Genomic DNA, 23,317 nt, shown 5'->3' with positions numbered 1-23,317 from the left:
AGCCGGACCATTGGAGTGTCACCAGCCAATGACAAAGTGGATCAACCAGCCATGTTCAATTTTCCGCAGCATTTTAGACACTTTTTGGACATAAAAAAGCCCTTCTCATGCAAGAAGGTCCTTATCTAGTCGAATGGAATTGGAAATCGATGGGTACGCTAAGATCACTTCCATCTCATTGCTGATTAGGTGAAGCTACGTGATCAAAAAGTTTCGGAGAAAGCTATCCATCCACCAAATCAAACAGAACCAGGAACCACAAGAAACTCCCCTACAGGAGGATCTTCAAGCAAATGTTACCACCATTCGGAGTCATTTTGGGTTCACGAGTGATCTAGCCGTCCGGACCATTTGGCTTGGGACAAATCCATCACAACAAGCATCTTTGCTGTTCCTAAAAGGTATGACGAATCAAGACGTAATGGATCGGGATATTATTAGACCCTTGATGAACACCGTTGGCGATCTCAACGAGGGCATGATTGATCATATGATGAATGCTGTTCTGCATGTCTCGATGGCGTGGAAGGAAAACACACTCGAAAAAGTACTCGAACAGCTTGCACGCGGATATATCGTGCTTTTTGTTCATAACCAAGCACAATGCATTATTATCGGAGCCAAATCAATCGGACAAAGAAGCGTAGAAGAGCCTTCTAAAGAAGCAGTCATTCGTGGGCCACGCGAAGGCTTTATTGAAACGATTGACACAAATCTCTCACTCATTCGCAAAAGATATCACAATCCCAATCTCCAAATTGAAACCTACTGGATTGGTACACAATCGAACACAAGAGTATGTCTCGCCTACGTCCGAGGAATTGTGAAGGAAGAATTGGTCGATGAGGTGAGAAAACGCCTATCTGTCATAAAAATGGATGCCATCTTGGACTCCGGCTATATCGAGCAATGGATCGAAGACGAACCGTTTTCTATTTTCCCAACCATCTTCAACAGTGAGAAACCGGACATCCTGGTAGCGAAGATTTTGGAGGGGCGTGTCGCTATTTTGGTGGACGGCAGTCCAGTGGCCCTCATGGTACCAGCCACGTTTCAAGAGTTTTTTCAAAACCCGGAGGATTATTATTCCCGCCCTTTCTACGCCAGCTTTTTGCGCTTGCTTCGCTATGCAGCATTTTTTGTCTCAGCATTTCTCCCGTCTCTTTATATATCTTTCGAAAATTTTCACAAGGATTTGGTTCCCCCGACGTTGTTGTTCAGTTTTATCAATGCCAGAGAAGGGGTTCCGTTCCCTTTACCCATCGAGCTGCTTCTTATGGCGATCGTGTATGAATGGCTGCGTGAGGCTGGGGTCCGCATGCCTCGCCCCATCGGACAAGCTGTCAGCATCGTAGGAGCTTTAGTCATTGGTGAGGCCGCCGTTAGTGCGGGATTAGTTGGGGCACCGACGGTTATTGTCATTGCCGCGTCAGCCATCACTTCGTTTATTTTCCCTGCCATTTCTGATGTGGTAGTCATTCTGCGATTTGTCTCAATATTTGCCGCCTCGGTGCTTGGATTGTACGGCAATTTTCTCGTCTTTTATCTGGTCACTATCTATTTGTGCGATCTCCGCTCGTTTGGGATACCTTATCTTGCTCCTTTAGCTCCTTTGAAACTGCAAGATTGGAAGGACTTCTTTATTCGCCTTCCACTTTGGTTTATCAAACAAAGCTCTGGTGCTACCCCTTTCCCACTGAAGAAGCAAAAGGGAGAATGATCATGAAGACGCTAACCGCTGTGATAGGCTTGCTGACTGTCATTTTAGGGGGATGCTGGAATAACATCGAGCTCACTGAGACAAGATTTGTCACGGCAATAGGAATCGACTTGAACGAGGAAGGCCGCTATGTCCTTACTGTGAACGTCATGAAGCCAAGCAGTGGAAAAACGGATGCAGGAGGCGCTGCGGAAAAAAGCGCGATTATCCAATCGACAGGCTATACCATGTTAGATGCAGCCCGAAATATGATCGAGTACTCGGGGTACAAGCTTAGCTATCATCAAATGCAATACGTAGCGATTGGCACTGACGCAGCCAAAAAGGATATCATCGGTCCCCTTGATTTATTTTTTCGTGATCAGGAATTATCCGGGCGTCACTGGGTCATTTATGTCGAAGGAAAAGCGGAATCTCTCCTGCACTCAAAAGGAAATACGAACGACATCCAGCCGCTGCAAATCAACGAAAAAATGATATCCAATCGATCCATTGGCAAATATCCACCCGTACGTTCACTCGATCTTATGCGCATGATGGCGAGTAAAGAGAAAGTAGGCTATCTGCCGATCAGTCATCCAATCCAATCGAAGAAAGAAAGCCGTGAAGCTAGAGCTGTCATTATCAAAGGCGGAAAAGCGATCGCTTCAATCAATGAGACACAGGTACGCGGATTACTGTGGACAACGGGGAAAATAAAAAGCACGATTGTCATCGTTCCACTCAAGAAGCAGGGACAATACGCATCGATCGAGATAGTGGATTCCAAAACAAAAATCCGTCCCGTTCTCGAAAATAATCAGTTATACATCCAGGTGACTGTCCATCCACACGGATATATCGGAAGTCTCAATCATCCCATTCCAATAGACACCGAGACGTATGAATGGTTGCAGACAAAAATCAATCATGTCATTAGGGATGAAATCCATGAGGCTGTAGCAGTAGCCCAAAAAAACAAGGCCGATATTTTTGGCTTTCATGAATATGTGCATCGGGCGTATCCACAAGTGTGGAAAACCTGGGAAGAACAATGGCCCGCTCGCTTTTCAGAACTAGACGTAAAAGTGAACGTCCAGAGCAAGCTCCTCTTAAATGGACTTCTGGCAGAGCAACTTGGCGAAAAATAAGGAGTGGGATGGTTGGACGTCCGCACGATTTCAAGATTTCAGTGGGTCTCAATCCAAGCATTAAGTCTCCCCATAATGGGACACGTCTTCTTAATCGAACCACTGATTCATACCGCTGGCAGAGACGGCTGGATATCTGCTTTGATCAGCATTCCCTCAGGTATTGTATTCGTTCTGCTGTTGAGCATTCTGCGAAGGAAGCTTCAAAGCAACTCGTTGCTGACAGGAACTGAAGAAAAAGCCGGTAGAGCAACAGCTGTCATTTTGTGTGTAATCTTACTCGCTTATTTTCTGTTTGCTTCCGCTACGACGATGCGCGGTCTGGAGGAGTTCGTCAAAATAACCTTTTTGCCGGAGACGCCTCTCTGGGCTATCGGAACGAGCTTCATGCTTCTCATTTGGTTCAGTCTCCAAAGAAACATCGAATCCATCGCTAGAATAGCCGTTATCTTTTTTTTGTTGACGATGATCACAGGACCGCTAGTTGGACTGACACTCATGCAAGAAAAGGATTACGCCCGTATTTTGCCGATCCTCGACCATGGGTGGGGACCTGCTCTGGAGGGCTCGCTTTACTATGTTGCGTTGTGGGGGGAATTGATCTTAGTCCTCCTGCTTCAGACAAAATGGGTCGGAGTGCGTCATGACTTCAATGGCTTCTCCTTTCTTATTTTATTCAACGTCTTTTTGGGCGCATCGATGCTGATGAGTGCCATTGCTGTATTTGGGCTGCCCCTCTCGGAAAAATTGGACTGGCCCGTGCAAAATACAGTCAGACAAATAAAAATGGGCTTTATAAGCCGCGGAGACATTTATGGCTTATATACGATGACAGCAGGCTGTTTCATCCGGGTAGCGGTATTTTTATATGCCATCTGTGAATGTCTTGCCTTTCTTCTTTCCACCACTTATAAAAAACTGAGCGTACCTGTCTGTTTGGTTACACTTTTCATGTCATTACTCTTGTTTTCCAATCATCAACAACTCTTGCAGGCCAATCACTCCTATTACAGGTATGGATACGTGCTTCTGTTGCTGCCGATTTTTTTGCTGATTCTCTTCCGGATCAAAGGGGGTAAAACGCTAGAGAACCCTTGAGTAAGCAAAAGAAAAAGGCCAACCCAAGGCGGCCTTTCCTCTTGTTTGGTTATTCCTTGATGACACGTATGGTTTGAAGCGTGGGGTCTTCAAAACCTTGTACAGGTAAACCTGCCTCGATGTTTTTCTTCGTATAGATGAGGTTCTCTTCCGAAATGATCTCACCCGGGATAAAGATCGGAATACCTGGTGGATATACCATGACAAACTCCGCGATAATTCTTCCCACCGATTGTTCGACAGGAATCATCTCTGTCGGTGCGTAAAATGCATCACGCGGGGTGACAGCGAGCACCGGTATTTTTGGAAGCTGCATCTTCGGGCGGCTTTTTCTGTTTCCTTGATCCTCGGACCCGGCAGCCAGCTCCTCCAAGGCATAGACAAGGATTTGCAAATCTTCTTTCGTATCACTTGGTGTGATAATACAAACGATGTTATACAGGTCAGATAGCTCTACCTCAATGTTATAGCGGTCACGGAGCCATTTTTCAGCTTCATATCCCGTAATGCCGAGGTCTTTTACCGAGATGACCAGCTTGGTCGGATCATGAGCAAACGCTCCATTTGTCCCGATAATTTCTCTCCCAATGCAGTACAAATGATTAATTTTATTGATTTGTGCTCGTGCTTCGTTTGCTAGCTGAATCGTTTGATCCAATAGCGTTTTCCCGGATGTAACCAACCGCTTTCTCGCCACATCGAGCGAAGCAAGCAGTAAATAGGAGGTGGATGTCGTCGTGAGCATGCTATAGATTGCTTGTACACGCTGAATCGAGACGAGATTTCCCTGAATGTTCAACAACGAACTCTGCGTCAGAGAGCCTCCTAATTTATGCATACTGCTTGCTGCCATATCTGCACCAGCTTGCATCGCCGACAGGGGAAGCTTGGGATGGAAGTGAACATGTGAGCCATGCGCTTCATCTACGAGTACAGGCACTCCTCTGGCATGCGCAATTTGAACGATACTCTTTAAGTCACCGGCAATTCCGAAATAGGTTGGATTGATGACGAGAACTGCCTTTGCATCGGGATGCTGCTCCAATGCTTTTTCCACAGCTTGCGGTGTAATTCCATGTGAGATCCCGAAAACAGGGTCTATTTCTGGATGTAAAAAGACAGGAGTCGCGCCCGATAAAACAATTCCGCTCATGATAGATTTGTGTACATTCCGTGGCACGATGATCTTGTCGCCGGGATTACATACCGCCATAATCATGGTCATGATGACTCCGCTCGTACCTTGAACAGAAAATATGGTGTGATCAGCGCCAAAGGCTTCAGCAGCCAATTCCTGCGCTTGTTTGATAATTCCTTTTGGTTGATGCAAATCGTCTAATGGTTCAATGTTAATCAAATCGATGGAAAGTGCATTTTTTCCCATGAACCATCGAAATTCAGGATCCATCCCTTTCCCTTTCTTATGACCTGGTATATGGAATTGGATTGGATTCTTCTGGGCATGCTTTCTCAGCCCGTTAAAGAGCGGCGTTTGCCCTTGAATCAACATTTTTCCCACCTCACTATCCTTCCGTGTTGTTTGAATGAGTGATGTTTCTGGGCTGATTATAAAGGAAGCGGCTCCTTCCTTCATGATCCAATCTTGACTTTTATGAACCATCCAATTTGTGTCCTTCCTCATAATTGGTCTGTTTCATCTTTCGCGAATTGGCTGGTTACACTGCTGGAGATTTCCCTTACAGTGTTGCTACCATGAAGTTTGGGAGGCCATATAGATGAAACAACTGCCCACGACACAATCGCGAAAAACATTAGAAAAGATACAATCCTATCAACCTGGAATGCCGATTTGGGAGATAAAAAAAATGTACGGACTCTCTCAGATCATTAAATTAGCCTCAAATGAAAATCCTCTCGGCCCATCCCCCAAAATCATTCGCGCCATTCTCAGTGCGCTCCCGGAGCTGCATCGTTACCCGGATGCCAATACAACGACGCTGAAGGAGCACTTGGCTGATCATCTTGAGTTAAGTCCGGAGCATTTAATCGTCACGAATGGCGGTGATGAACTGATCAAGCTCATTTCCGAAACCTATTTGGAGCCTGAGGACGAAATCGTCGTGCCTTCTCCGACCTTTGGTGAATATGAATTTGGCGCACATCTCATGGGAGCTGTCATCAAAACGGTTCCGCTTGAAGCCGATTATGCATTCAATATTTCTGCTATTTTGGCAGCCATCACGAATCGAACAAAGCTTGTCTACCTTTGTTCCCCAAACAACCCGACAGGCACCTATTTGACTCGTCAGGACTTGACTGCATTGCTAGACCACTTGCCAGATGGGGTGCTTGTGGTACTCGACGCAGCATACAGTCACTATGCAACGGCTGACGATTACACTACAGGAATTGAATTTGTCCGCCAGGGATACCCTGTTCTCGTCTTGCAAACCTTCTCGAAAATTTACGCGCTTGCCGGTATTCGCGTCGGATTTGGTGTCGCTCATCCATCGGTGATCCAAAAAATCCTGAAAGTAAAAGAGCCGTTTAACGTCAATTCATTGGCACAAACAGCCGCCATTACCGCCCTTTCTGACGTGGAGCATTTTGAAAAATCCCTCACGGAAAACACCAAAGGCCGCAAGCAGTTATATGATGCATTCGATGAAATGAATATCCCTTATACGGTGAGTATGTCTAATTTTATCTTGGCAAAATTGGGGCCAAACGCAGGCAGGATTTATCAAGAGCTGCTGGAAAGAGGAATCATTTTGCGGTACGGAGACACTTGGGGGTTACCGGAGCATATTCGAATCAGTGTAGGTACGCTGGAAGAAAATCAAATCCTCTTACAAAACCTCCGTGAGCTATTGCTTATCGTAGGAAAATGAACGAAAAGCACCGGATGAAATTGTCCGGTGTTTTTGCTTTTGCAAAGTGTTTCTGAAGCTGAAATCTCCTTGTGTTTACCCGTCGCCAATACTATACTGAATGCAAATTCCCCAGTCCATTCCACACGAAGGGATGACTGAAATTTCATAACTTCACGAAAGCTCCCTCTCCATAGAAAGGTGGATCAGATGTCACTCAAACCTGAAGCTTTACAAAGCTACATCGACTCCCCAGATAAACAGCAAAGACTATACAAGCGAACGCTCTGGATTGTAGTCATCTCACAAATTTTTGGTGGCGCAGGACTTGCGGCAGGTGTCACCGTAGGGGCTCTCCTCGCTCAGGATATGCTCGGTTCGGAAAGTCTCGCGGGCATCCCTTCCGCATTGCTCACGCTTGGCTCTGCTGTCGCTGCATTGCTGGTGGGTCGACTCTCTCAACGCTTTGGACGCCGTTTGGGGCTCGCTAGCGGCTTCTTAGCCGGAGGTATTGGCGCAATTGGGGTGGTTATCGCAGCCGTCGCAAACAGTATTGTCCTTCTGTTTGCTTCCTTAATTCTGTATGGAGCTGGCACCGCTACTAACTTGCAGGCCCGCTATGCAGGCACAGACTTGGCAAAGCCTAAACAGCGCGCGACTGCCGTAAGTATTGCCATGGTCTCCACTACATTCGGGGCCGTTGCAGGACCAAACCTGGTGGAAGTCATGGGACGATTCGCTACATCCTTCGGTGTCCCCGCACTGGCTGGTCCTTTCATCCTGGGGGCCGCAGCCTTTATCCTCGCTGGTCTCGTATTTTGGGTATTGCTTCGCCCGGACCCGTTCATCGTTTCGAAAGCAATCGCGGAAGCACAACAGGTGGATCAGAGCTCGCCATCCCGTCTGAATGAGAATCAGCTCGCAAGCAACAACCGGGGAATCATCGTGGGAGCCACCGTCATGATTTTGACGCAGATCGTCATGGTCGCTATTATGACGATGACACCTGTACATATGAAGCACCACGGACATGGTCTCTCCGAAGTAGGCATCGTCATCGGTTTTCATATCGGTGCGATGTACCTCCCCTCGCTTTTGACGGGTGTACTCGTTGACAAGATCGGTCGCTCTACAATGGCATATGCTTCAGGTGTCATACTACTTGCAGCCAGCATGACTGCTGCTTTCGCGCCAGCCGATTCGATGCCGCTACTCATCACCGCTCTTGTGCTGCTCGGACTGGGCTGGAATTTTGGATTAATTAGCGGCACAGCGCTCATCGTAGACGCAACGCAGCCCGCCACTCGTGCGAAAACACAGGGAATGGTTGATGTCTTGATTGCCTTGGCTGGTGCATCCGGTGGAGCCCTGTCTGGTATGGTCGTCGCCAATGCCAGCTACGCAACACTTTCCCTTGCCGGAGGCGTTTTATCGCTGTTGCTGGTCCCTGTCCTGATATGGTCCCATAGAAAAAGCAAACACAGTATAGAGATCTCCCAAAACTAAAGCCACCCTCATCAGGTGGCTTTTCTTCTATCCCAAGTACCCCGAAACAAAAAATAACACTGCTCACAGGCAGTGTCATTTTCCTCCAACCACTTTATTATCATGTCGCTCATTCGGACTATGCTCATCTACAATCTGTTTTAAGCTAGCGAAGCCAGGAGTAAATTTGCTGTTGGGAATCTTCTTCTTGGAAGAGAGATTTTTCGAGTAAACAGCAGTTTCGTTGCCTCTTTTCGCGAAGAACTCAGCTAATTTCATCGTATCCCACTCCTAACTAGCTCTCTTTAAGGTTTTGACCTTATTCACAAACTTGGTAACAAATCCTAATAATAACATATACGTAGTCAACCGCTCGAACTCCTGCATATTTTCGGGAGTAAATGTGTCATTCTTGTAAACGGCGACCGCAAATCCAAGCCTGAACTTACCAAAGTTCTTCACAATTGCAAATTGTTCAATATCCGTGTTTTGAATACGTCCCTTTACTTGTTTATCGGCAATTCTGCAATCCTCTTGAAGCATGGAAGACAGTAATAGCGTACGTACTGTGTCAAAATCTTTCAACTCGGTTAAGTAAAACACTTCAAACTGCTTGTCATTATTCGTAGGTACGATCCAATAACAGCATAGCTCGTCCGGTTTCAATCCATAAATCGTCTTTACTTCCATTTCAAATGCCTTCATAAACGTGATCGCGTTCGCATTAATGATAGCTGTTGATTGACCGCTGCCATCCAAACTGTAAATGGCATTGGCCAATTCTTTCTCGCAATATTTCACTTCCATCTGGAACTCGATTTCGTTCCCTCTAATCTTGTTGCAGATGAACAAAACGATGAATACCATTCCTGCCAAAATGGCGGAATACAAGATAGACAAGCCTAGAACAGAGCCTAATGAAGCTAGTTTGTTTTCCTCATGTGGTGGTGCCAGGATAAACAGCCATTCGATCGGTTGAAACATCCACTTATGTATGACTGCTATCAAATCTGGCAGCAAACCTTTTAATAATTCAAATACGAGCCATGAGACCAGAACGAACAAGATGCCAAGAACAGAAAAAACAATCTTTACATGGCTCTGCACGAGATTCTTTAGCACCTGTAAACCTCTCCTTCTGGTAAAGTTTTACATTATTTTAACATTATATTTGGATTCTACAAATAGGAAAAAACTACCTACATTTAGGTAGTTTTTTAGGCGTCTCTATCGTAATCGTACTGACTTTTTGATTACCTATGTACTGTATCGTCTGCTGTATGATCTTGCTGTTCTCTTCGATTATCTTTAGTGGTTTAAATGAACTCAACAATTTCTTATTCCCCCTATCGGTATACTGGGTGTACTTCGTGACGAAACGCTCCCTTATTGGTCTGCCCATTTTTCACCTCTATCAAACACGAAATGCTCATCATGACCTTCATCTGTCTTGGTAATACCCCATACCTTATGCCGTTCTGATTTTGTTTAGACCCCTCTTCTAGGTGCTGCTTTTCCACTGTTAGTGACGGTTTTGTTACAAACAAGGTTGCTTCCATTGGCACAATTGACTTCCTCAATTCTTGCCATAATAAAGGATAATCCGAACGAAAAGGAGTTAGTCAGAATGAATTCAGTGATAGCGAAGAATGAAACCATTCTTTCCTTTATCATTGCCATAACGCTTATCTTGCTCATGGTAGCCGCTTCCGTCATACTCGATGATCCCGAAGTGATTCTACCAGAAATAGCAGCGATGGCGATTGGCATATGGGTATACCGAGAACCGGGATGGATCAGACAGCCTTCTAAAATTTTTGTGGCTCCGTCAATTACGGCTGCAATCGGATTTGCGATAAATCAAGTAGATTTTCCATACCTTGGAAAAGTCAGTATCACACTCGTACTCATGATGCTCTTTTTACGAATCATCCAATCGAATTTTGGACCATCCCTTGCCACAGGCTTATTACCTCTGGTCACGAATGCCGTTGAATGGTCTTTTATGATCTCCGTCGTCATTTTTTCCTTTCTTATCATGCTCGGCGTTCTCGCCTTCAAATGGAATGACGGCCTGGAGAAGAAAGTGAAGATACCGTATCAGTATATGCTCGTGTTCTTGATTTTGATATTCGTGTGGATTGGTTTATGTTGGATAGCTGGTTACCCACAGTTAGCAGTTATTCCGCCCATACTCGTCGTTGTCTATGAATCTCTTCACAAGCCGATGTTCAACGGCAAGATGGCCTTTAAGCTGGGCCTCGTGTTAACCATATCGGCGACAGTCGGTACATTGCTCTACTTTGCGATTGATTCGTGGGTAATCGTCACGTTGCTAGACATGCTTTTGATGCTTGTTTTGTTACGCATCGTTGGCATGCGTGTCCCAGCCGCATACGCGTTTCCCCTGCTCCCCTTTGTCTTTCCGGTTGAAATGGTAATCATGTTGCCCGTGGGTGCGCTCATCGCTTCTATTTTCATGTTTGGCTCCGTGCTTATGTACAAGATGTGGGAGAGAAAAAGAAATCAGCTTCATTCCCCGAGGAATTAGCCCATAATAATAGAGCCACCCTTCTTTGGGTGGCTCTTATCCTTACTTCACCTTTGAGGTTACCTTTTCCACTTTGTTTTCGCCCAGTTTCACTTTGAATAGATCTTTTTTATCACGATCGGAACCTTGATAGTCGTAAAAAAAGATGAAATCTCCTCCGATGTTTATTGCTTGACTGGAAATGCTGCCCAATGGATACAGTGGGGTTGTCTTGCCGTCCGTCATATTCATTCTGCCTACCGTATGTGCGTCCTTTATTTCTGAGATGTAGTATAGATGCTTCCCGGCGACAATGATCGGATTTTCTGCTGGAGGCAACCCTTTCTTGACGAGAGCGGTTTTCCCATCCTTTAGTCCGATTTTATAAACATCGACGACGCCCTTATCGTTTACCCATTTTGTGTAGTAAATGAAATCACCAGACAGACCGATAAGGGTCAGTTCTTTGTCTTTGCTTACGACCTTTTTTTGCGTTCCATTCCGCTTCATTTTGTATAGAAGACCACTCTTATTGGTGTAAAAAATCCAATCCTGATAGAAATAAACTTCCTCAAACTGATCAAGCAGCTTCTTTTGATTTTTGCCGTTCGTGTCCATCCTGTACAAAGGACCGTAACCGTCTGCGTAGTAGATGATATCGCCTACTACATACAATTGGTGTACGTTATTGCGATCCCCTTCCGCAAGGCTTCCACTTTTGATGACTGTTTTCGAACTGCCGTCTGTCTTGATTTTCATGAGCTCCGTCACATCTTCATACGTATCATTGATATCGAAATGGGGCATCTCAAGCTGATAGATTTCTTTCCTAGGCTTATTGCGCGTATAGTAAATCCAGTCCCCTACCACATTCAGATTATCGGCCCAATCACTGCTCAACTTTTGAAGAGAGCTTCCATCCTTTTTGATTTTGTATAAGCCATCGTTGTTATAAAAAATCCACTCTCCTTGAACGGTGACAAAGCTTCGATTTGAATTGATATTGACAGGATCGCTGCCCATAACATTTATCACTGGCTTTTTCGTTGGCTCAGTCGCCATTGTTTGTTGATGAAAACCAAAGACCACAATCAGACATACTGCCATCGCAATGCTGATCATCCATTTCCCTTTATGGTGCACCATGCATCCCTCCCGTTCATAGCCTAATATAGCCACAGCGGAGATATCCCCATTCCTATACAATCCGGCAACACTGATTTATATGTATCAAAACGATTTCATTTTGTCTACCTTTATATGGATATTCAGGAAATTTATACACAAAACTATACAAACACATTTGAACAATGGGACGAGTTCTATTTATGATTTTCAGGAGGGATAACCGTGTCACAAGCAAATTTGCCGAATATTACTCCGACCATAACACTCACGCGTGACGACGCGATTCATTTGTTATTGTCCTCTATTGCTATTGAAGAGCTAGGGTTAGGACATATCATTAACGCGGAGGGGGAAAAGCTTCAATTTATTCTGGAGACGCTTCCAGGGGTTACCGCTCCGCCAGCAACGATCAGCGATCTTTTAAATATCAACCAGAGTGTACAAACAGCCAATGTCAGTATTACCGTCATCGAGTTATTTTGAGAATAGGAGAAGCCACCCATGATGGGCGGCTTCTTCTATTCTCTATGCTAAAGGGAAATGACACGCGACTTGGCGATCCTGCCCAACCTCTATGAGCTCGGGAATCTCCTTGCTGCATCTCTCCTGCGCCATTGCACAACGAGGATGAAAACGACAACCTGACGGCGGATTGGCCGGAGAAGGTACATCCCCTTGCAGGACGATCCGCTCTTGTCGCCGATGCGGAGTAGGCTTCGGAATCGCCGACAACAATGCCGCCGTATACGGATGCAGTGGCTGTGCAAACAAGTCGTCCGTTCGTGCAATCTCCACCATTTTCCCCAAGTACATCACGCCTACCCGATCAGAAATATGGCGTACCACATTCAGACCATGCGCGATAAACAGATAGGTCAGCCCCATCTCTTTTTGTAATTTCATCATCAGGTTCAAAACCTGTGACTGTACGGACACATCCAGTGCAGAAACAGCTTCATCCGCCACAATAAACCGTGGCGAGAGTGCAATCGACCGCGCAATACCGATCCGTTGCCGCTGTCCGCCAGAAAACTCATGCGGATACCGATTTCGCCTCGATGGATCGAGTCCCACCAGACTCATCAGCTCGACTACCCGCTCATCTATTTCCTTTGCAGATGCACGCAGATGAACTCGTAACGGTTCTCCAATAATATCGCTTACCAAAAATCGTGGATTCAACGAACCAAACGGGTCTTGAAAGATAATCTGCATATCCCGTCTCAGCTTCAAATTCTCTTGTCTATTCACTTGATGGATATTGGTTCCGTCAAACAGCACTTCTCCGCTCGTCGCCCTTTGCAAATTCAGCACGACACGCCCCAGCGTCGACTTCCCGCAGCCGGATTCTCCTACGAGCCCAAAGGTCTCCCCTGGCCGAATTCCGAAAGATACATCATCTACGGCTTTTACATGACCGATGACACGGCTCAGCAAGCCAGCCTTAATCGGAAAATACTTTTTGATATGATTTGCTTCGATCAAATATTCCCGGTTCATTGGCGGTTCACCTCTGCTTTGCTTCCAGCGACTGAATTGGCACGCTGATTTATTCTGAATAGATTGCTGACATCTTCATTCAACCAGCAAGCCACTTGTTGTCCTGTAACAACCTCGCGCAAGATGGGTTCCTCTTTTCGGCATTTGTCGATCGCATGCGGACAACGCGGGTGAAAACGGCAGCCCGTCGGCAATTGGGTAATACTCGGGATGGTGCCTTGGATCGTGTACAATTCTCCGCCGCGCTCCCCTTCAAATCCGGGGATGGACTGTAGCAGGCCAATCGTGTACGGGTGCCGGGGCTCGTCAAATATGCGTTCGACCGTTCCTTCCTCCACAATCGTCCCTGCATACATCACCGCAATACGATCCGCCATCTCTGCTGCTACCCCCATGTCATGGGTGATCAGCAAAATCGACATGCCCAATTCCTTTTGCAGCCGTCTGAGCAAATCCAAAATTTGCGCCTGAACCGTAACATCTAGAGCAGTAGTTGGCTCGTCTGCTATCAGCATTTCCGGGTTGCAGGCCAAGGCCATCGCAATGACAACACGCTGGCACATCCCTCCAGACATTTCGTGCGGGTACTGCTTCACTCGTACTTCTGGCGCCGGAATCCCAACTAGCCGAAGCATCTCGATCGCTTTTTTGAACGCATCCTGCTGGCTCATATTTTGATGCAGCATCAAGCTCTCCGCAATTTGATCGCCTACCGTAAACACCGGATTGAGAGCCGACATCGGGTCTTGGAAGATCATCGCGATTTTGTTCCCACGAATGTGCATCATTTCATCCAAGTCCTTTGCCGCCAGATCCTGACCGTGAAACATGACGTTCCCACTCTGAATAAATCCGCCCGCATAATCAATCAATCGCATGACCGCAAGTGACGTCACACTTTTTCCACTACCGGATTCCCCTACCAAGCACACCGTCTGTCCTTTGCCAACGTTGATGCTCACTCGATCCGTGGCCTTGACCGTGCCGTCATCCGTAAAGAAGCAAGTGGTCAAATTTTTTATTTCGAGGATGTTGCGTTCCACTTGTTCAGCCTCCTTTTCGGGTTCTTCTTTTTCTTCCGTGGGTCGAATGCATCGCGAATGCCGTCTCCGACGAAGTTAACCGCGAGCACCACGAGTAAAATACAAAGACCAGGATAAAGTGCTTGCAAAGGATCGACCAGCATAAATTCCTGTGCCTTGCTCAGCATTAATCCCCAGCTTGTTTGAGGCGGTTGAATCCCCAAGCCTAAATAAGAAAGACCTGACTCTGACAGAATGGCCGAACCAACCATGAGAGTCGCGTACACAATGATCGGAGCCATTGCATTGCGTATCAGGTGACGCGTAATAATGCCCCAATGTGAAACGCCGATCGCTCTCGCTGCTTCCACATACTGCATTTCCCGTAGCTGCAAGAACTGTCCGCGCACTAAACGTGCCACACTTGTCCAGCTCGTCAGCGACAAAATCAGGATCATGTAGATAAATTCCGCACCGAAGAGAGCCAGAACCAGAATGTTAAAGAACAGACTCGGAATGGAGTTCATCACGTCAACGAGACGCATGAAGCAGGTATCGATCCAGCCGCCGAAATAACCAGAAATCGCTCCAATCAGCGTCCCGATGACAACCGCAGCAAAAGCAACGCTGAAGCCGACCAGCATAGACACCCGGCTGCTATGAATGAGGCGGGACAAAATATCACGACCGAGCTCGTCTGTTCCGAGCACATGCCCTTCTGTTCCAGGAGGCAGGTTGGTAATCATAAAATCAATCTTTGCCGGATCATGCGGTGCGACCCAATCGGCAAACACAGCAATTCCAATAAAAAACAGGAGTACGATTAAGCCACTAACGGCATACGGGTTCCGCATAAATTTTTTGCCGGCGGTTGTCCAGAGTCCAGGAGGTTTTTGTCCAACGGGATTCGTCGGAAGCTGCCCTCCTGTCCGATTCGTTTCAACGACAGTGTCATCCTGAAGCTGTACTTGACTCATGCTGCCCTGCCTCCTTTACGTCCAAGCTGCACGCGTGGATCAACCAGTGCGTAAATTAAATCGGCAAGCAGGTTTCCGATAATCACCATCAGTGAAATCAGCAACGTGATCGACATCAACACAGAATACTCACGCGCTACAGCCATTTCCACAAACAGACGCCCCATGCCTGGCCAGTTAAATACACTCTCAGTCAATGCTGCACCTGCTACCAAAGTCGGCAAATCCAATCCGATGATCGTCACAACAGGAATTAGTGCGTTCCGCAGAGCATGGCGGAAAATAACGCGTCTTTCCTTCATCCCTTTGGCACGTGCCGTCCGAATATAGTCCTGCTCCAAAACCTCCAGCATACTAGCACGTGTATATTTGACATAGGCTGCAATGTTCACCAGTGTTAACACCGTAACAGGTAGAATCAAGTGCAATATGAGGTCGCTTACTTGTCCCTCTTTCCCCATCGTGTACATGTCAGATAATGGGAGCAGATTCAGCTGCATCGCAAAATACTGCTGTAGCATAATCCCAAACCAGAAGGTCGGCATCGCAAATCCGAGATAGGCAACAATGGAGGCGATCTGGTCAGACAGACCGTATTGCTTTGTGCTGTTGTAGATTCCCCACGGGATGGCGATCAGCATGGAAAGCCCCCACGCTACAGACATGAGCACAAACGTATTCCAGACCGTCGGCCATAAAATATCACCAACCGGAACGTTATTTTTAAAGGTATGGCCCAAATCTCCCTGCAACAAATTTCCAACCCATTTCATGTATTGAATGTAGACTGGCTGATCCAACCCCATATTTTTCATCTGGATGAGTTGTGCTTCTGGGGACATTCCCGGTGAGAGCATGACTTTTAAGGGTCCCCCCGGTGCTGCATGCATCAGTCCGAACGAAACCACGGTGATCAAAAATAAGACAAGCACAGCTTGTAGTACGCGGCGTACCAAATATTCAGTCAATCCAGCATCCTCCTTTCGTTTGAAAGGGGAAGGGACATAAGGCTGCCCTTCCCCCTTTTCCTATTGCTAACCGCTACCAGCCGAGCTTATTTTTTGGTATCGTCGATCCACCAGTTCAGGAAGCCAAAGGTCTCCCCATATGGAATCATGGATACTGGTTTAAACTCATCCTTATATTTGACGCGAGAAGTCATGCCTCGTGGCGTTCCGTACTGATACATGAATACGTATGGCAGGTTCGTCGAGATTTCTTTTCCGACTTCTTTATAGATCGCTGCACGCTCCTCTTGTTTCACCGTGGATACAGCTTTTTCCCACAGCGCATCCAGCTTCGGATTGTCGTACCAGCCAGCGTTGTTGCCAGGCGGGAATGCCTTTTTCCCGAAAGTAGAAATGCCATCCGGATCTGGGTCAGACAATTGCCAGCCGAGTAACAGAACCTGGAATTTACCAGGGTTGGCATACTGATCGACAAGAGCCGAGAAGTCTAATGCTTTTGGCTTCGCTTCAATTCCGATCTCTTTCAGGTTTTGCTGAATAACGACGGCTGCCTGCTCACGACGACTGTTCCCCGAGTTGAAAATGAATTCAAAGGAGAAACGATTGCCGTCTTTGGCAAGAATTCCATCTGCCCCGGCTACCCATCCGTCTTCTTTCAGCAGTTGTTTTGCTTTCTCTACACTATATTCGTAATGGACTGCTGCATCGCCCGGATCTGCCCATGTACCTGGCAGGAACGGTGCATCCATAATTTTTCCGGTTCCTTTCAAGATATTGTCGATAATACCTTGACGATTGATTGCGTGGGCAATGGCCTGACGCGTTTTTTGACCTTCAAACAACCCGTAGTTGTTGGGGAAGTTCTTCTTGTCAAAGTTGAAGGCAAAGTATTCATAGCTAGGACCTGGCTCCGTCGAAATGTTGATCGTCCCTTTCGCCTTCACCGCTTCGAGCTGCGTGACAGGAATGGAATCTACCAAGTCAACGTCGCCTTTCATCAGAGCCTGTACTTGTGTGTTTTGATCCGCATAGATTTTGTAAACAACCTTTTGAATATGCGGCTTCTTTTCACCCCAGTAATTTGGGTTAGCATCTAGCACATGGAATTCCTTTTGTTTCCACTCTGACCATTTGTACGGTCCGGAAGTAGGTGTCTTGGCTGGATCTTTTCCGTAAGAATGTGCTTGCAAGTCTTTAAACGGTACATCTTTCAACACGTGGGCTGGTGCCAACTTTTGCATTAATCCAAAAGCAAACGGAGCGTACAATTGAGTCAATTTGATTTCTACGGTGTAATCATCCAGTTTTTTCATCTCTTTCACTTTGTCGTATTTCGTAATTTCTGGTGATCCAGTCTCAGGAGTTTTAATGGCATTAATGGTAAAAATCAGGTCGTCAGCCGTAATTGGCGTTCCATCGGACCATTTCGCATTATTCTTCATCTTGATTGTATAGGTGAGGCCATCCTCGCTTATTTTCGGCAACTCGGCTGCGAGGGACCAAGGGTAAACTGCTAAATCAAAAGACGGGTTCCGATTGTACAAATACGCCTGGGTGTACTCCATAACGTCGCCAGATGCTGTGTCGTTTCCAAAAATCGGATTGATCGTGACGATGTCAGACGTGGTAGAATGCGTGAACGTTCCACCGTCTATTGGCTTCTCATCATCCGTACTGGTCGCCTGAGGAGCCACCTGCTCCACTGGTTTTTGTGTTGGTGCTGGTGTTCCTGGCGAAGCATTGTTCCCGCTTGAGCAACCGACCAACAGCGCGCCGGTTAACGAGAGCAACGCCAACGGCTTCAACCAACCTTTCCCTTTTTTCAAATCATTTCCCCCTCTTTCATGTGTTTTCAAGCCTTTTCCATAACGGGAAATACATCCCAAGACTTGTCTTTTTAATATTAAATAATTTTCTGTTATTTGAAAATATTTTCCCTTTAAAAGATTTAAAAAAATCTGATGATTTTATATTCCTTTATAAACCTTAATAACTCCCCCTTCTAAAAAAGGGGGAGCGAACATGTCTGCCCTACACAGTTTGGAACTGCAACAATTCACGTACAATGCTTAGCGCCTTATCGATATCCGCTGTCTCAATACCGGAATGAGTCACCGCTCGAATTCTGCCGTGACCGAGCTCGGCTACGCGCAGCCCATGTGCTTCCGCTGCTTCTACGAAGGTCTGCCACGTATGGACTGGGTGTTCAATCCGGAAGAACACAATATTGGTCTCTACATCCTCCACATGAGTCACGATTCCTGGAATCTCCGCCAGACCATGTGCCAAGCGAAGGGCGTTTGCGTGATCGACTGCCAATCGATCTGTCATCTGCTGCAAGGCAACCAGGCCTGGTGCTGCAATAATCCCTGCCTGGCGCATACCGCCACCCAGCATTTTGCGAAGACGATACACTTTCTGAATCAAGTCTTCTGTTCCCACAACAAGGGAACCAATCGGTGCTGACAACCCTTTCGACAGACATATTTGCACGGAATCCGCATAACGCGCAATCTCAGCCGCATCCACGTCAAGAGCAACTGCCGCATTGAACAAGCGTGCACCGTCCATATGAACGGGCACAGCCTTTTCGTTTGCAAATGCGCGAACCTCTTCCAAGTAAGACAGCGGTAGGACACGTCCCCCCATCCGGTTATGCGGGTTTTCCAGGCAGATCAAGGAAGGCAATGCGAATTGTGGATCTTCAGGCTCCAATGGAAATACCCGCTCCATATCAGCGATGTCCAACCTTCCGTCTGGCTGCGTCGGAATCGGTTCGTACATAATGCCGCCACACACAGCCGCGCCACCCGCTTCATAGATGTAAATGTCGGTCTCATTGCCTACAATGACTTTGGAACCGCGCGGACAATGTGCCATTAAGGATGCCAGATTAGCCATCGTTCCACTCGGCATGAGAATGGCTGCCTCTTTGCCCAGCTTTCGGGCTGCTTCTTGCTCCAATTGGCGAACCGTAGGATCTTCCCCATACACATCGTCACCGAGTACCGCCTCTTGAATGGCATCCATCATCTGACTTGTCGGCAAAGTGAATGTATCGCTTCTCAATTCGATCACTGGTTTCATACCCCACTCTCCAAATGCTGACCTACTTGTACTTTCAGGCTGTCTTTCACCTGCTGGATCAGCTCAGCGGTCTCGCTGTAATGCTTGCCTTCCACGATGACATAGCCGAGACGATGCGAGAAGTTTTGCGGAGGCCAGACGCTTTGACCGATTTTTGCATGAACGGCCACTTCAGCTATCCCTGGCAGGTTGCAAATGGTATCCATTCCATGCATCCCGCTAAAGGTCCCCTGACTCTCCGACACGAGAAAATGAATGCCTGCATAGCGTTGCTCTTTGATGGTTTGAGACAATTCTGGCGCAAGTCCTGCCGCACACCGAATCTGTTGCAAAAGCAGATCAATCCCTGTTGAACGGCGAACCAGCTCTGGAATCATTCCACCGGCAAGCCTTGCGTTGACTTCGATGACAACACAACCTGCTGATGTCCACTTCACTTCAGTATGGGCAGCACCGAATTGGTAGTTCACCGCCGCTAATGCCCTTTCCACTGTTCGCTCGATCTCCTGTTTCTCTTCTGTCGACAGCGGTGCAGGGAAAATATGCCCTGCTTCCACGAAAAATGGATATCCCGTTAACCGTTTCTGGGTAATGCCGATGACAAAGCATTGTCCCTGCCAAGAGAACGTCTCCACGCTAAATTCAGGGCCCTCGACATACTGCTCCAGAAGAACTGTTCGAGCCGTTTTCTGGCCGCGCGCATTGTACTTGATTGCAAGGATTTCCGCTGCCATATGCTCCACTTCCTCCCAGCTAAAGCACAGCCTTACGTTATTCGACCCGCTATCGTCAGCGGGCTTCACCACGCAGGGCAGAGAAATGGAAGACCGCGCTTCCATCAATGCCTCCATAGAGCCTATTGCCACAAATTCAGGCTGAGTCACTTGATGACCCTGAAGCTTCTCTCGGAAAACCGCTTTATTGCGGCAGGCCTCAATCGCCTCCAGCGAATTGCCTGTCCAACCGAATTTTCGGGCCAGCTTGGCTACCGATTCGAGGTAATAGTCGCTTGTTGACATGATTCCGGCAATCTCTCTGCCTTCCTTAATCACTTGTGCTACACTGTCAGTCAGCTCTGCTTGGGAATTCGTATCTGTCACGACTACGTGACATTCCAACTCATTCAAACCGTGGTAGCGTTCAGGCTTTTCTGTGAAAAATATGGGCGTAAACCCCAATTCGCGCGTTTTTTTAATCGCGAGCATACCTGTCCCCGTCGTATTTGCTTCAACGAACAGAAAGTGTTTGTTCATTCGGATACATCCCCATCAATTTGGAATAGGACCAGCTAGTCACGACTGTCTTTGGTTCCACACATTGAGGCGTGTCTCGCAGGTTCGTTTGCATCAGACCCTTGCTCTCCCGGTAGGAGTGGCTATAGATCGTATCGACATAACGATCCCCTCGATCCGGCAATATAGCCACGATATTGCATTCACTCCCGACTTGGCTCGCTAACCAGTTGGCTACGGCGTACACGGAACCTGAGCTGTTGCCAGCAAAAATATACTCATTACGGGCCAAGCGTAGCGTAGCCGCAAATGCCTCAGCATCATTCAGCCAATGCACTTCATCGATCATGGAAAAATCTACATTCTTAGCGACCAAGCTGTTTCCCAAGCCACCTTGTAGACGTGTCGGCTGATCGGGCTGTCCGAATATCACACTCCCCGCTGCATCAACCGCCACGACTCGCAGCTCCTTATAATGACGCTTCAGTTCTCTGGCTGTCCCGGACAGGGAGCCTCCGCTGCCAACTGCACCAACAAGCACATCAATTCGTTCAAGGTCTTGCATCAACTCGGATGCCAGCGCAGCATATGCACGCGGATTTTCCGGATTATCGTATTGTCGAGGCCAAAACGCTCCTGGATACTCCCTCATTAATTCTTGGAGTCGTTCCAGTCTGGCGCTTTGCCACCCTTGTTTCCCCATCTGCGAAACCACATGAACATGGCAGCCAAGCGAAGTCAACTTGGCATAGGTAATCGGGTCAATTCTTGGATCAGTCACGATGTGTACATCATGCCCCAACTGACGCCCAACCAAGGCCAAGCCGCAAGCCAACGTTCCTGACGAGCTCTCGATAATCGGCATGCCCTCCTGAAGTTCTCCCGACTGTATCGCTGCCAAGACCGATTGCTTGGCTACACGATCCTTCATACCGAACGGATTCATTAACTCGAGCTTTGCAAATACGGAGCCCACTGCCTTTTCATCAAGTCTCAGCTTGACCAATGGGGTATCCCCGATCGTATCTGCCAACTGTTCATACCGCATCTACGCTCACATCCTTCCCTTGCTTGCCAGAAAGCAACCTCTTCATTACCCTCCCCCGCCTTTCTTGGATCGCCTGTAATTCCCCTTGTCGATCCTGCCACTCCCGTTGCAGCTTCTCTGCATGCTCCCTCTGTGCTGTCAGCATCTGCTGCACTTCCTCCGGGTTCGTGGAGCCCGTTGATTTCTTTGCGTACAAGCCCCCCTGCACATCGAAGGAAGCAGCGAGGAGTGCAGCCGTGTCCGGTACTTGAAAGCCTGCTTCCGCGCAAGCTTCATAGAGTAACCGTGGATCTCCCGGCTCCGGCGATACACCGTGTTCCAGTGCACGAACGATGTATCTGCCTGCAATTACCTGTGCTGTGCGATACGGAATCTCATGCTCCAACGTCAGCAAATTCGCAAGAGTAAATCCTCCAAAGAAGTCCCGTTTACATATATGGAGCAAACGATCCTCATTGAATTGCAAATGATCGATCACCGCTTTTAACAGGCGCAACAACGTTTTGCTTTGTTGAAACAACGTCAGAAGGTGCGTCCCTGCCTCTTTGGACGTCTCTACCAAATTCGTGAAAGCTGTATTGCGCTGACCTAGCACCATATCCATATAAAATCCGGTTAGATGCGCACTCTTTCCCCGGATACGCTCCAGGATCGGGAAGTTTCTTTTCTGTGGCATGGCAGAAGATATTCCGGATAGCTCATCCGGCAATTGGAGGAAGTTCATTTCGCTGCTGCCCCATTGAATCAAATCTGTTGTAAATCGGGAGATCAATACTGAGAAGGTGGACAGCTCTCCTGCCATTCTCAAAACCCATTCCCGAGACGCAACTGCCGACAACGCACTCATTCGAGGCTGTCGGAACCCAAGCAACTTGGACAACCGTTGACGGTCCCACGGCAGTTCTACCCCAGCCATGGCCCCTGCCCCAAGCGGGCATTGATTCATGTCGTCATAGATTTGTATCCATCGATTCATGGCTTGCAAGAATTCACTGTTAATAGAGGAAAGATAGAATCCAGGGGTAATCAATTGTGCGGATTGGTAGTGTGTATATCCTGGCATGGGAACAGAACGATATTGATTAGCGAGTGTATGCATTGATTGAATAAGCTGTCCCAATTCTCCCATCGTCTCCAGCCATTGTGCACGACCAAACATCACCTGGGCGCACGCTTGGACATCATTGCGACTGCGATCCATATGCCAACACGGTACCGGTCTCGGGAGCAAGCCTTCAATATAACGCTCGAGGGCAAAAGAGATATCAGACATGTTCTGTCCGGGGTCAGGAGCGATTGTTTCTGGTGTAGCGCCCTGAAGTGCTTTTGCGATAGGCAAAGCGTCTTGTCGTGTAATCAAGCCCATTCTGACATATTCCAACAGCATGGCGAATTCAATCTGAATGTACCCTGACAGCAAATGATCGACTTCATATTTGAACTGTGGTTCCAATACTTCATCATGCAAGAGGCGGCTTGGTGTCGAAGCAATTCTGCCCGTTAATTTTACACTCATGCAAAAATACACCTCGCTTCCGACAGAGTAACGATCGAACCAGGA

The 23,317-nt window shown here is 47.4% G+C and carries 20 protein-coding genes; 7 read left to right on the top strand and 13 right to left on the bottom strand.

Translation table 11 applies throughout. From position 1 onward, the window contains the following. Positions 1–199 precede the first annotated feature (199 nt). Genes HP568_RS15700 through HP568_RS15690 form a run of 3 tightly spaced genes read left to right on the top strand, consistent with a single transcriptional unit; the run spans position 200 to position 3,948 of the window. Positions 200–1,720 (top strand): spore germination protein, encoded by a 1,521-nt coding sequence (locus tag HP568_RS15700; RefSeq protein ID WP_173629563.1) that lies wholly within the window; start codon positions 200–202, stop codon positions 1,718–1,720. Positions 1,721–1,722: 2 nt separating this feature from the next. Then, positions 1,723–2,850 (top strand): Ger(x)C family spore germination protein, encoded by a 1,128-nt coding sequence (locus tag HP568_RS15695; protein WP_173629561.1) that lies wholly within the window; start codon positions 1,723–1,725, stop codon positions 2,848–2,850. A 12-nt stretch (positions 2,851–2,862) separates the two neighbouring features. Next, entirely contained in the window at positions 2,863–3,948 is a 1,086-nt protein-coding gene (locus HP568_RS15690) for a GerAB/ArcD/ProY family transporter (protein WP_173629559.1), read from the top strand. A gap of 49 nt (positions 3,949–3,997) precedes the next feature. Here the strand turns inward: HP568_RS15690 and HP568_RS15685 are convergent, their stop codons facing one another. Continuing rightward, on the bottom strand, positions 3,998–5,455 hold the full coding sequence (locus tag HP568_RS15685) for an aminotransferase class I/II-fold pyridoxal phosphate-dependent enzyme (RefSeq protein WP_048035976.1): 1,458 nt from the start codon (positions 5,453–5,455) through the stop codon (positions 3,998–4,000). A gap of 229 nt (positions 5,456–5,684) precedes the next feature. On the opposite strand from HP568_RS15685, the gene hisC reads away from it, so the two are divergent. Both hisC and HP568_RS15675 read left to right on the top strand, forming a co-directional pair. Next, a complete protein-coding gene (hisC, locus tag HP568_RS15680) occupies positions 5,685–6,800 on the top strand; it encodes a histidinol-phosphate transaminase (RefSeq protein WP_173629558.1) in 1,116 nt (371 codons plus the stop codon). Positions 6,801–6,989: 189 nt separating this feature from the next. After that, positions 6,990–8,285 (top strand): MFS transporter, encoded by a 1,296-nt coding sequence (locus tag HP568_RS15675; RefSeq protein WP_173629557.1) that lies wholly within the window; start codon positions 6,990–6,992, stop codon positions 8,283–8,285. A 75-nt stretch (positions 8,286–8,360) separates the two neighbouring features. Here HP568_RS15675 and HP568_RS15670 read toward each other — a convergent pair whose 3' ends face one another. Both HP568_RS15670 and HP568_RS15665 read right to left on the bottom strand, forming a co-directional pair. Continuing rightward, positions 8,361–8,543, bottom strand: a complete 183-nt coding sequence (locus tag HP568_RS15670; protein WP_007723975.1) for a hypothetical protein — start codon at positions 8,541–8,543, stop codon at positions 8,361–8,363. A gap of 12 nt (positions 8,544–8,555) precedes the next feature. Next, positions 8,556–9,386, bottom strand: a complete 831-nt coding sequence (locus HP568_RS15665) for a hypothetical protein (protein WP_015893411.1) — start codon at positions 9,384–9,386, stop codon at positions 8,556–8,558. 505 nt (positions 9,387–9,891) lie between these two features. Between HP568_RS15665 and HP568_RS15660 the strand changes: the two genes are divergently transcribed. Further along, positions 9,892–10,815, top strand: a complete 924-nt coding sequence (locus HP568_RS15660; protein ID WP_173629555.1) for a hypothetical protein — start codon at positions 9,892–9,894, stop codon at positions 10,813–10,815. Between the two features lie 42 nt (positions 10,816–10,857). Here HP568_RS15660 and HP568_RS15655 read toward each other — a convergent pair whose 3' ends face one another. Then, complete coding sequence (locus HP568_RS15655; RefSeq protein WP_173629554.1) at positions 10,858–11,940, bottom strand: DUF5050 domain-containing protein; 1,083 nt, start codon at positions 11,938–11,940, stop codon at positions 10,858–10,860. A 204-nt stretch (positions 11,941–12,144) separates the two neighbouring features. On the opposite strand from HP568_RS15655, the gene HP568_RS15650 reads away from it, so the two are divergent. Further along, positions 12,145–12,405: an alpha-helical endospore appendage domain-containing protein gene (locus tag HP568_RS15650; RefSeq protein ID WP_048034899.1), complete on the top strand. Its 261-nt coding sequence runs from the start codon at positions 12,145–12,147 to the stop codon at positions 12,403–12,405. Between the two features lie 42 nt (positions 12,406–12,447). Here HP568_RS15650 and HP568_RS15645 read toward each other — a convergent pair whose 3' ends face one another. From HP568_RS15645 to HP568_RS15605, 9 genes are all read right to left on the bottom strand, one after another. Then, positions 12,448–13,422, bottom strand: a complete 975-nt coding sequence (locus HP568_RS15645) for an ABC transporter ATP-binding protein (protein WP_173629552.1) — start codon at positions 13,420–13,422, stop codon at positions 12,448–12,450. Continuing rightward, positions 13,419–14,465, bottom strand: coding sequence for an ABC transporter ATP-binding protein (locus HP568_RS15640; RefSeq protein WP_048034901.1), 1,047 nt, complete (start codon positions 14,463–14,465; stop codon positions 13,419–13,421). Before HP568_RS15640 ends, HP568_RS15645 begins: the two co-directional genes overlap by 4 nt. Then, positions 14,441–15,421, bottom strand: coding sequence for an ABC transporter permease (locus HP568_RS15635; protein ID WP_056495304.1), 981 nt, complete (start codon positions 15,419–15,421; stop codon positions 14,441–14,443). Before HP568_RS15635 ends, HP568_RS15640 begins: the two co-directional genes overlap by 25 nt. Continuing rightward, a complete protein-coding gene (locus HP568_RS15630; protein WP_016741862.1) occupies positions 15,418–16,389 on the bottom strand; it encodes an ABC transporter permease in 972 nt (323 codons plus the stop codon). Before HP568_RS15630 ends, HP568_RS15635 begins: the two co-directional genes overlap by 4 nt. A gap of 86 nt (positions 16,390–16,475) precedes the next feature. After that, positions 16,476–18,215, bottom strand: coding sequence for a peptide-binding protein (locus HP568_RS15625; RefSeq protein WP_048034903.1), 1,740 nt, complete (start codon positions 18,213–18,215; stop codon positions 16,476–16,478). Positions 18,216–18,420: 205 nt separating this feature from the next. Next, complete coding sequence (gene ltaE, locus HP568_RS15620; protein ID WP_173629551.1) at positions 18,421–19,476, bottom strand: low-specificity L-threonine aldolase; 1,056 nt, start codon at positions 19,474–19,476, stop codon at positions 18,421–18,423. Further along, positions 19,473–20,729: an ATP-grasp domain-containing protein gene (locus HP568_RS15615; RefSeq protein ID WP_173629550.1), complete on the bottom strand. Its 1,257-nt coding sequence runs from the start codon at positions 20,727–20,729 to the stop codon at positions 19,473–19,475. The genes ltaE and HP568_RS15615 overlap by 4 nt, the downstream gene beginning before the upstream one ends. Further along, on the bottom strand, positions 20,704–21,756 hold the full coding sequence (locus HP568_RS15610) for a PLP-dependent cysteine synthase family protein (protein WP_173629549.1): 1,053 nt from the start codon (positions 21,754–21,756) through the stop codon (positions 20,704–20,706). The genes HP568_RS15615 and HP568_RS15610 overlap by 26 nt, the downstream gene beginning before the upstream one ends. After that, positions 21,746–23,272: an argininosuccinate lyase gene (locus HP568_RS15605; RefSeq protein WP_173629548.1), complete on the bottom strand. Its 1,527-nt coding sequence runs from the start codon at positions 23,270–23,272 to the stop codon at positions 21,746–21,748. The genes HP568_RS15610 and HP568_RS15605 overlap by 11 nt, the downstream gene beginning before the upstream one ends. Positions 23,273–23,317 lie beyond the last annotated feature (45 nt).

It is taken from the genome of Brevibacillus sp. MS2.2, assembly GCF_013284345.1.
Lineage (GTDB): Bacteria > Bacillota > Bacilli > Brevibacillales > Brevibacillaceae > Brevibacillus > Brevibacillus brevis_C.
Note: the sequence above shows the minus strand (reverse complement) of the source record. Positions and strands in the feature narration are given on the sequence as shown.

Excerpts from the sequence above, each read along its gene's own strand:
- hisC (WP_173629558.1), top strand. The coding sequence starts at position 5,685 with ATGAAACAACTGCCCACGACACAATCGCGAAAAACATTAGAAAAGATA.
- HP568_RS15655 (WP_173629554.1), bottom strand. The coding sequence starts at position 11,940 with ATGGTGCACCATAAAGGGAAATGGATGATCAGCATTGCGATGGCAGTA.
- ltaE (WP_173629551.1), bottom strand. The coding sequence starts at position 19,476 with ATGAAACCAGTGATCGAATTGAGAAGCGATACATTCACTTTGCCGACA.
- HP568_RS15610 (WP_173629549.1), bottom strand. The coding sequence starts at position 21,756 with ATGCGGTATGAACAGTTGGCAGATACGATCGGGGATACCCCATTGGTC.
- HP568_RS15660 (WP_173629555.1), top strand. The coding sequence starts at position 9,892 with ATGAATTCAGTGATAGCGAAGAATGAAACCATTCTTTCCTTTATCATT.
- HP568_RS15605 (WP_173629548.1), bottom strand. The coding sequence starts at position 23,272 with ATGAGTGTAAAATTAACGGGCAGAATTGCTTCGACACCAAGCCGCCTC.
- HP568_RS15675 (WP_173629557.1), top strand. The coding sequence starts at position 6,990 with ATGTCACTCAAACCTGAAGCTTTACAAAGCTACATCGACTCCCCAGAT.
- HP568_RS15635 (WP_056495304.1), bottom strand. The coding sequence starts at position 15,421 with ATGAGTCAAGTACAGCTTCAGGATGACACTGTCGTTGAAACGAATCGG.
- HP568_RS15695 (WP_173629561.1), top strand. The coding sequence starts at position 1,723 with ATGAAGACGCTAACCGCTGTGATAGGCTTGCTGACTGTCATTTTAGGG.
- HP568_RS15615 (WP_173629550.1), bottom strand. The coding sequence starts at position 20,729 with ATGAACAAACACTTTCTGTTCGTTGAAGCAAATACGACGGGGACAGGT.
- HP568_RS15670 (WP_007723975.1), bottom strand. The coding sequence starts at position 8,543 with ATGAAATTAGCTGAGTTCTTCGCGAAAAGAGGCAACGAAACTGCTGTT.
- HP568_RS15645 (WP_173629552.1), bottom strand. The coding sequence starts at position 13,422 with ATGAACCGGGAATATTTGATCGAAGCAAATCATATCAAAAAGTATTTT.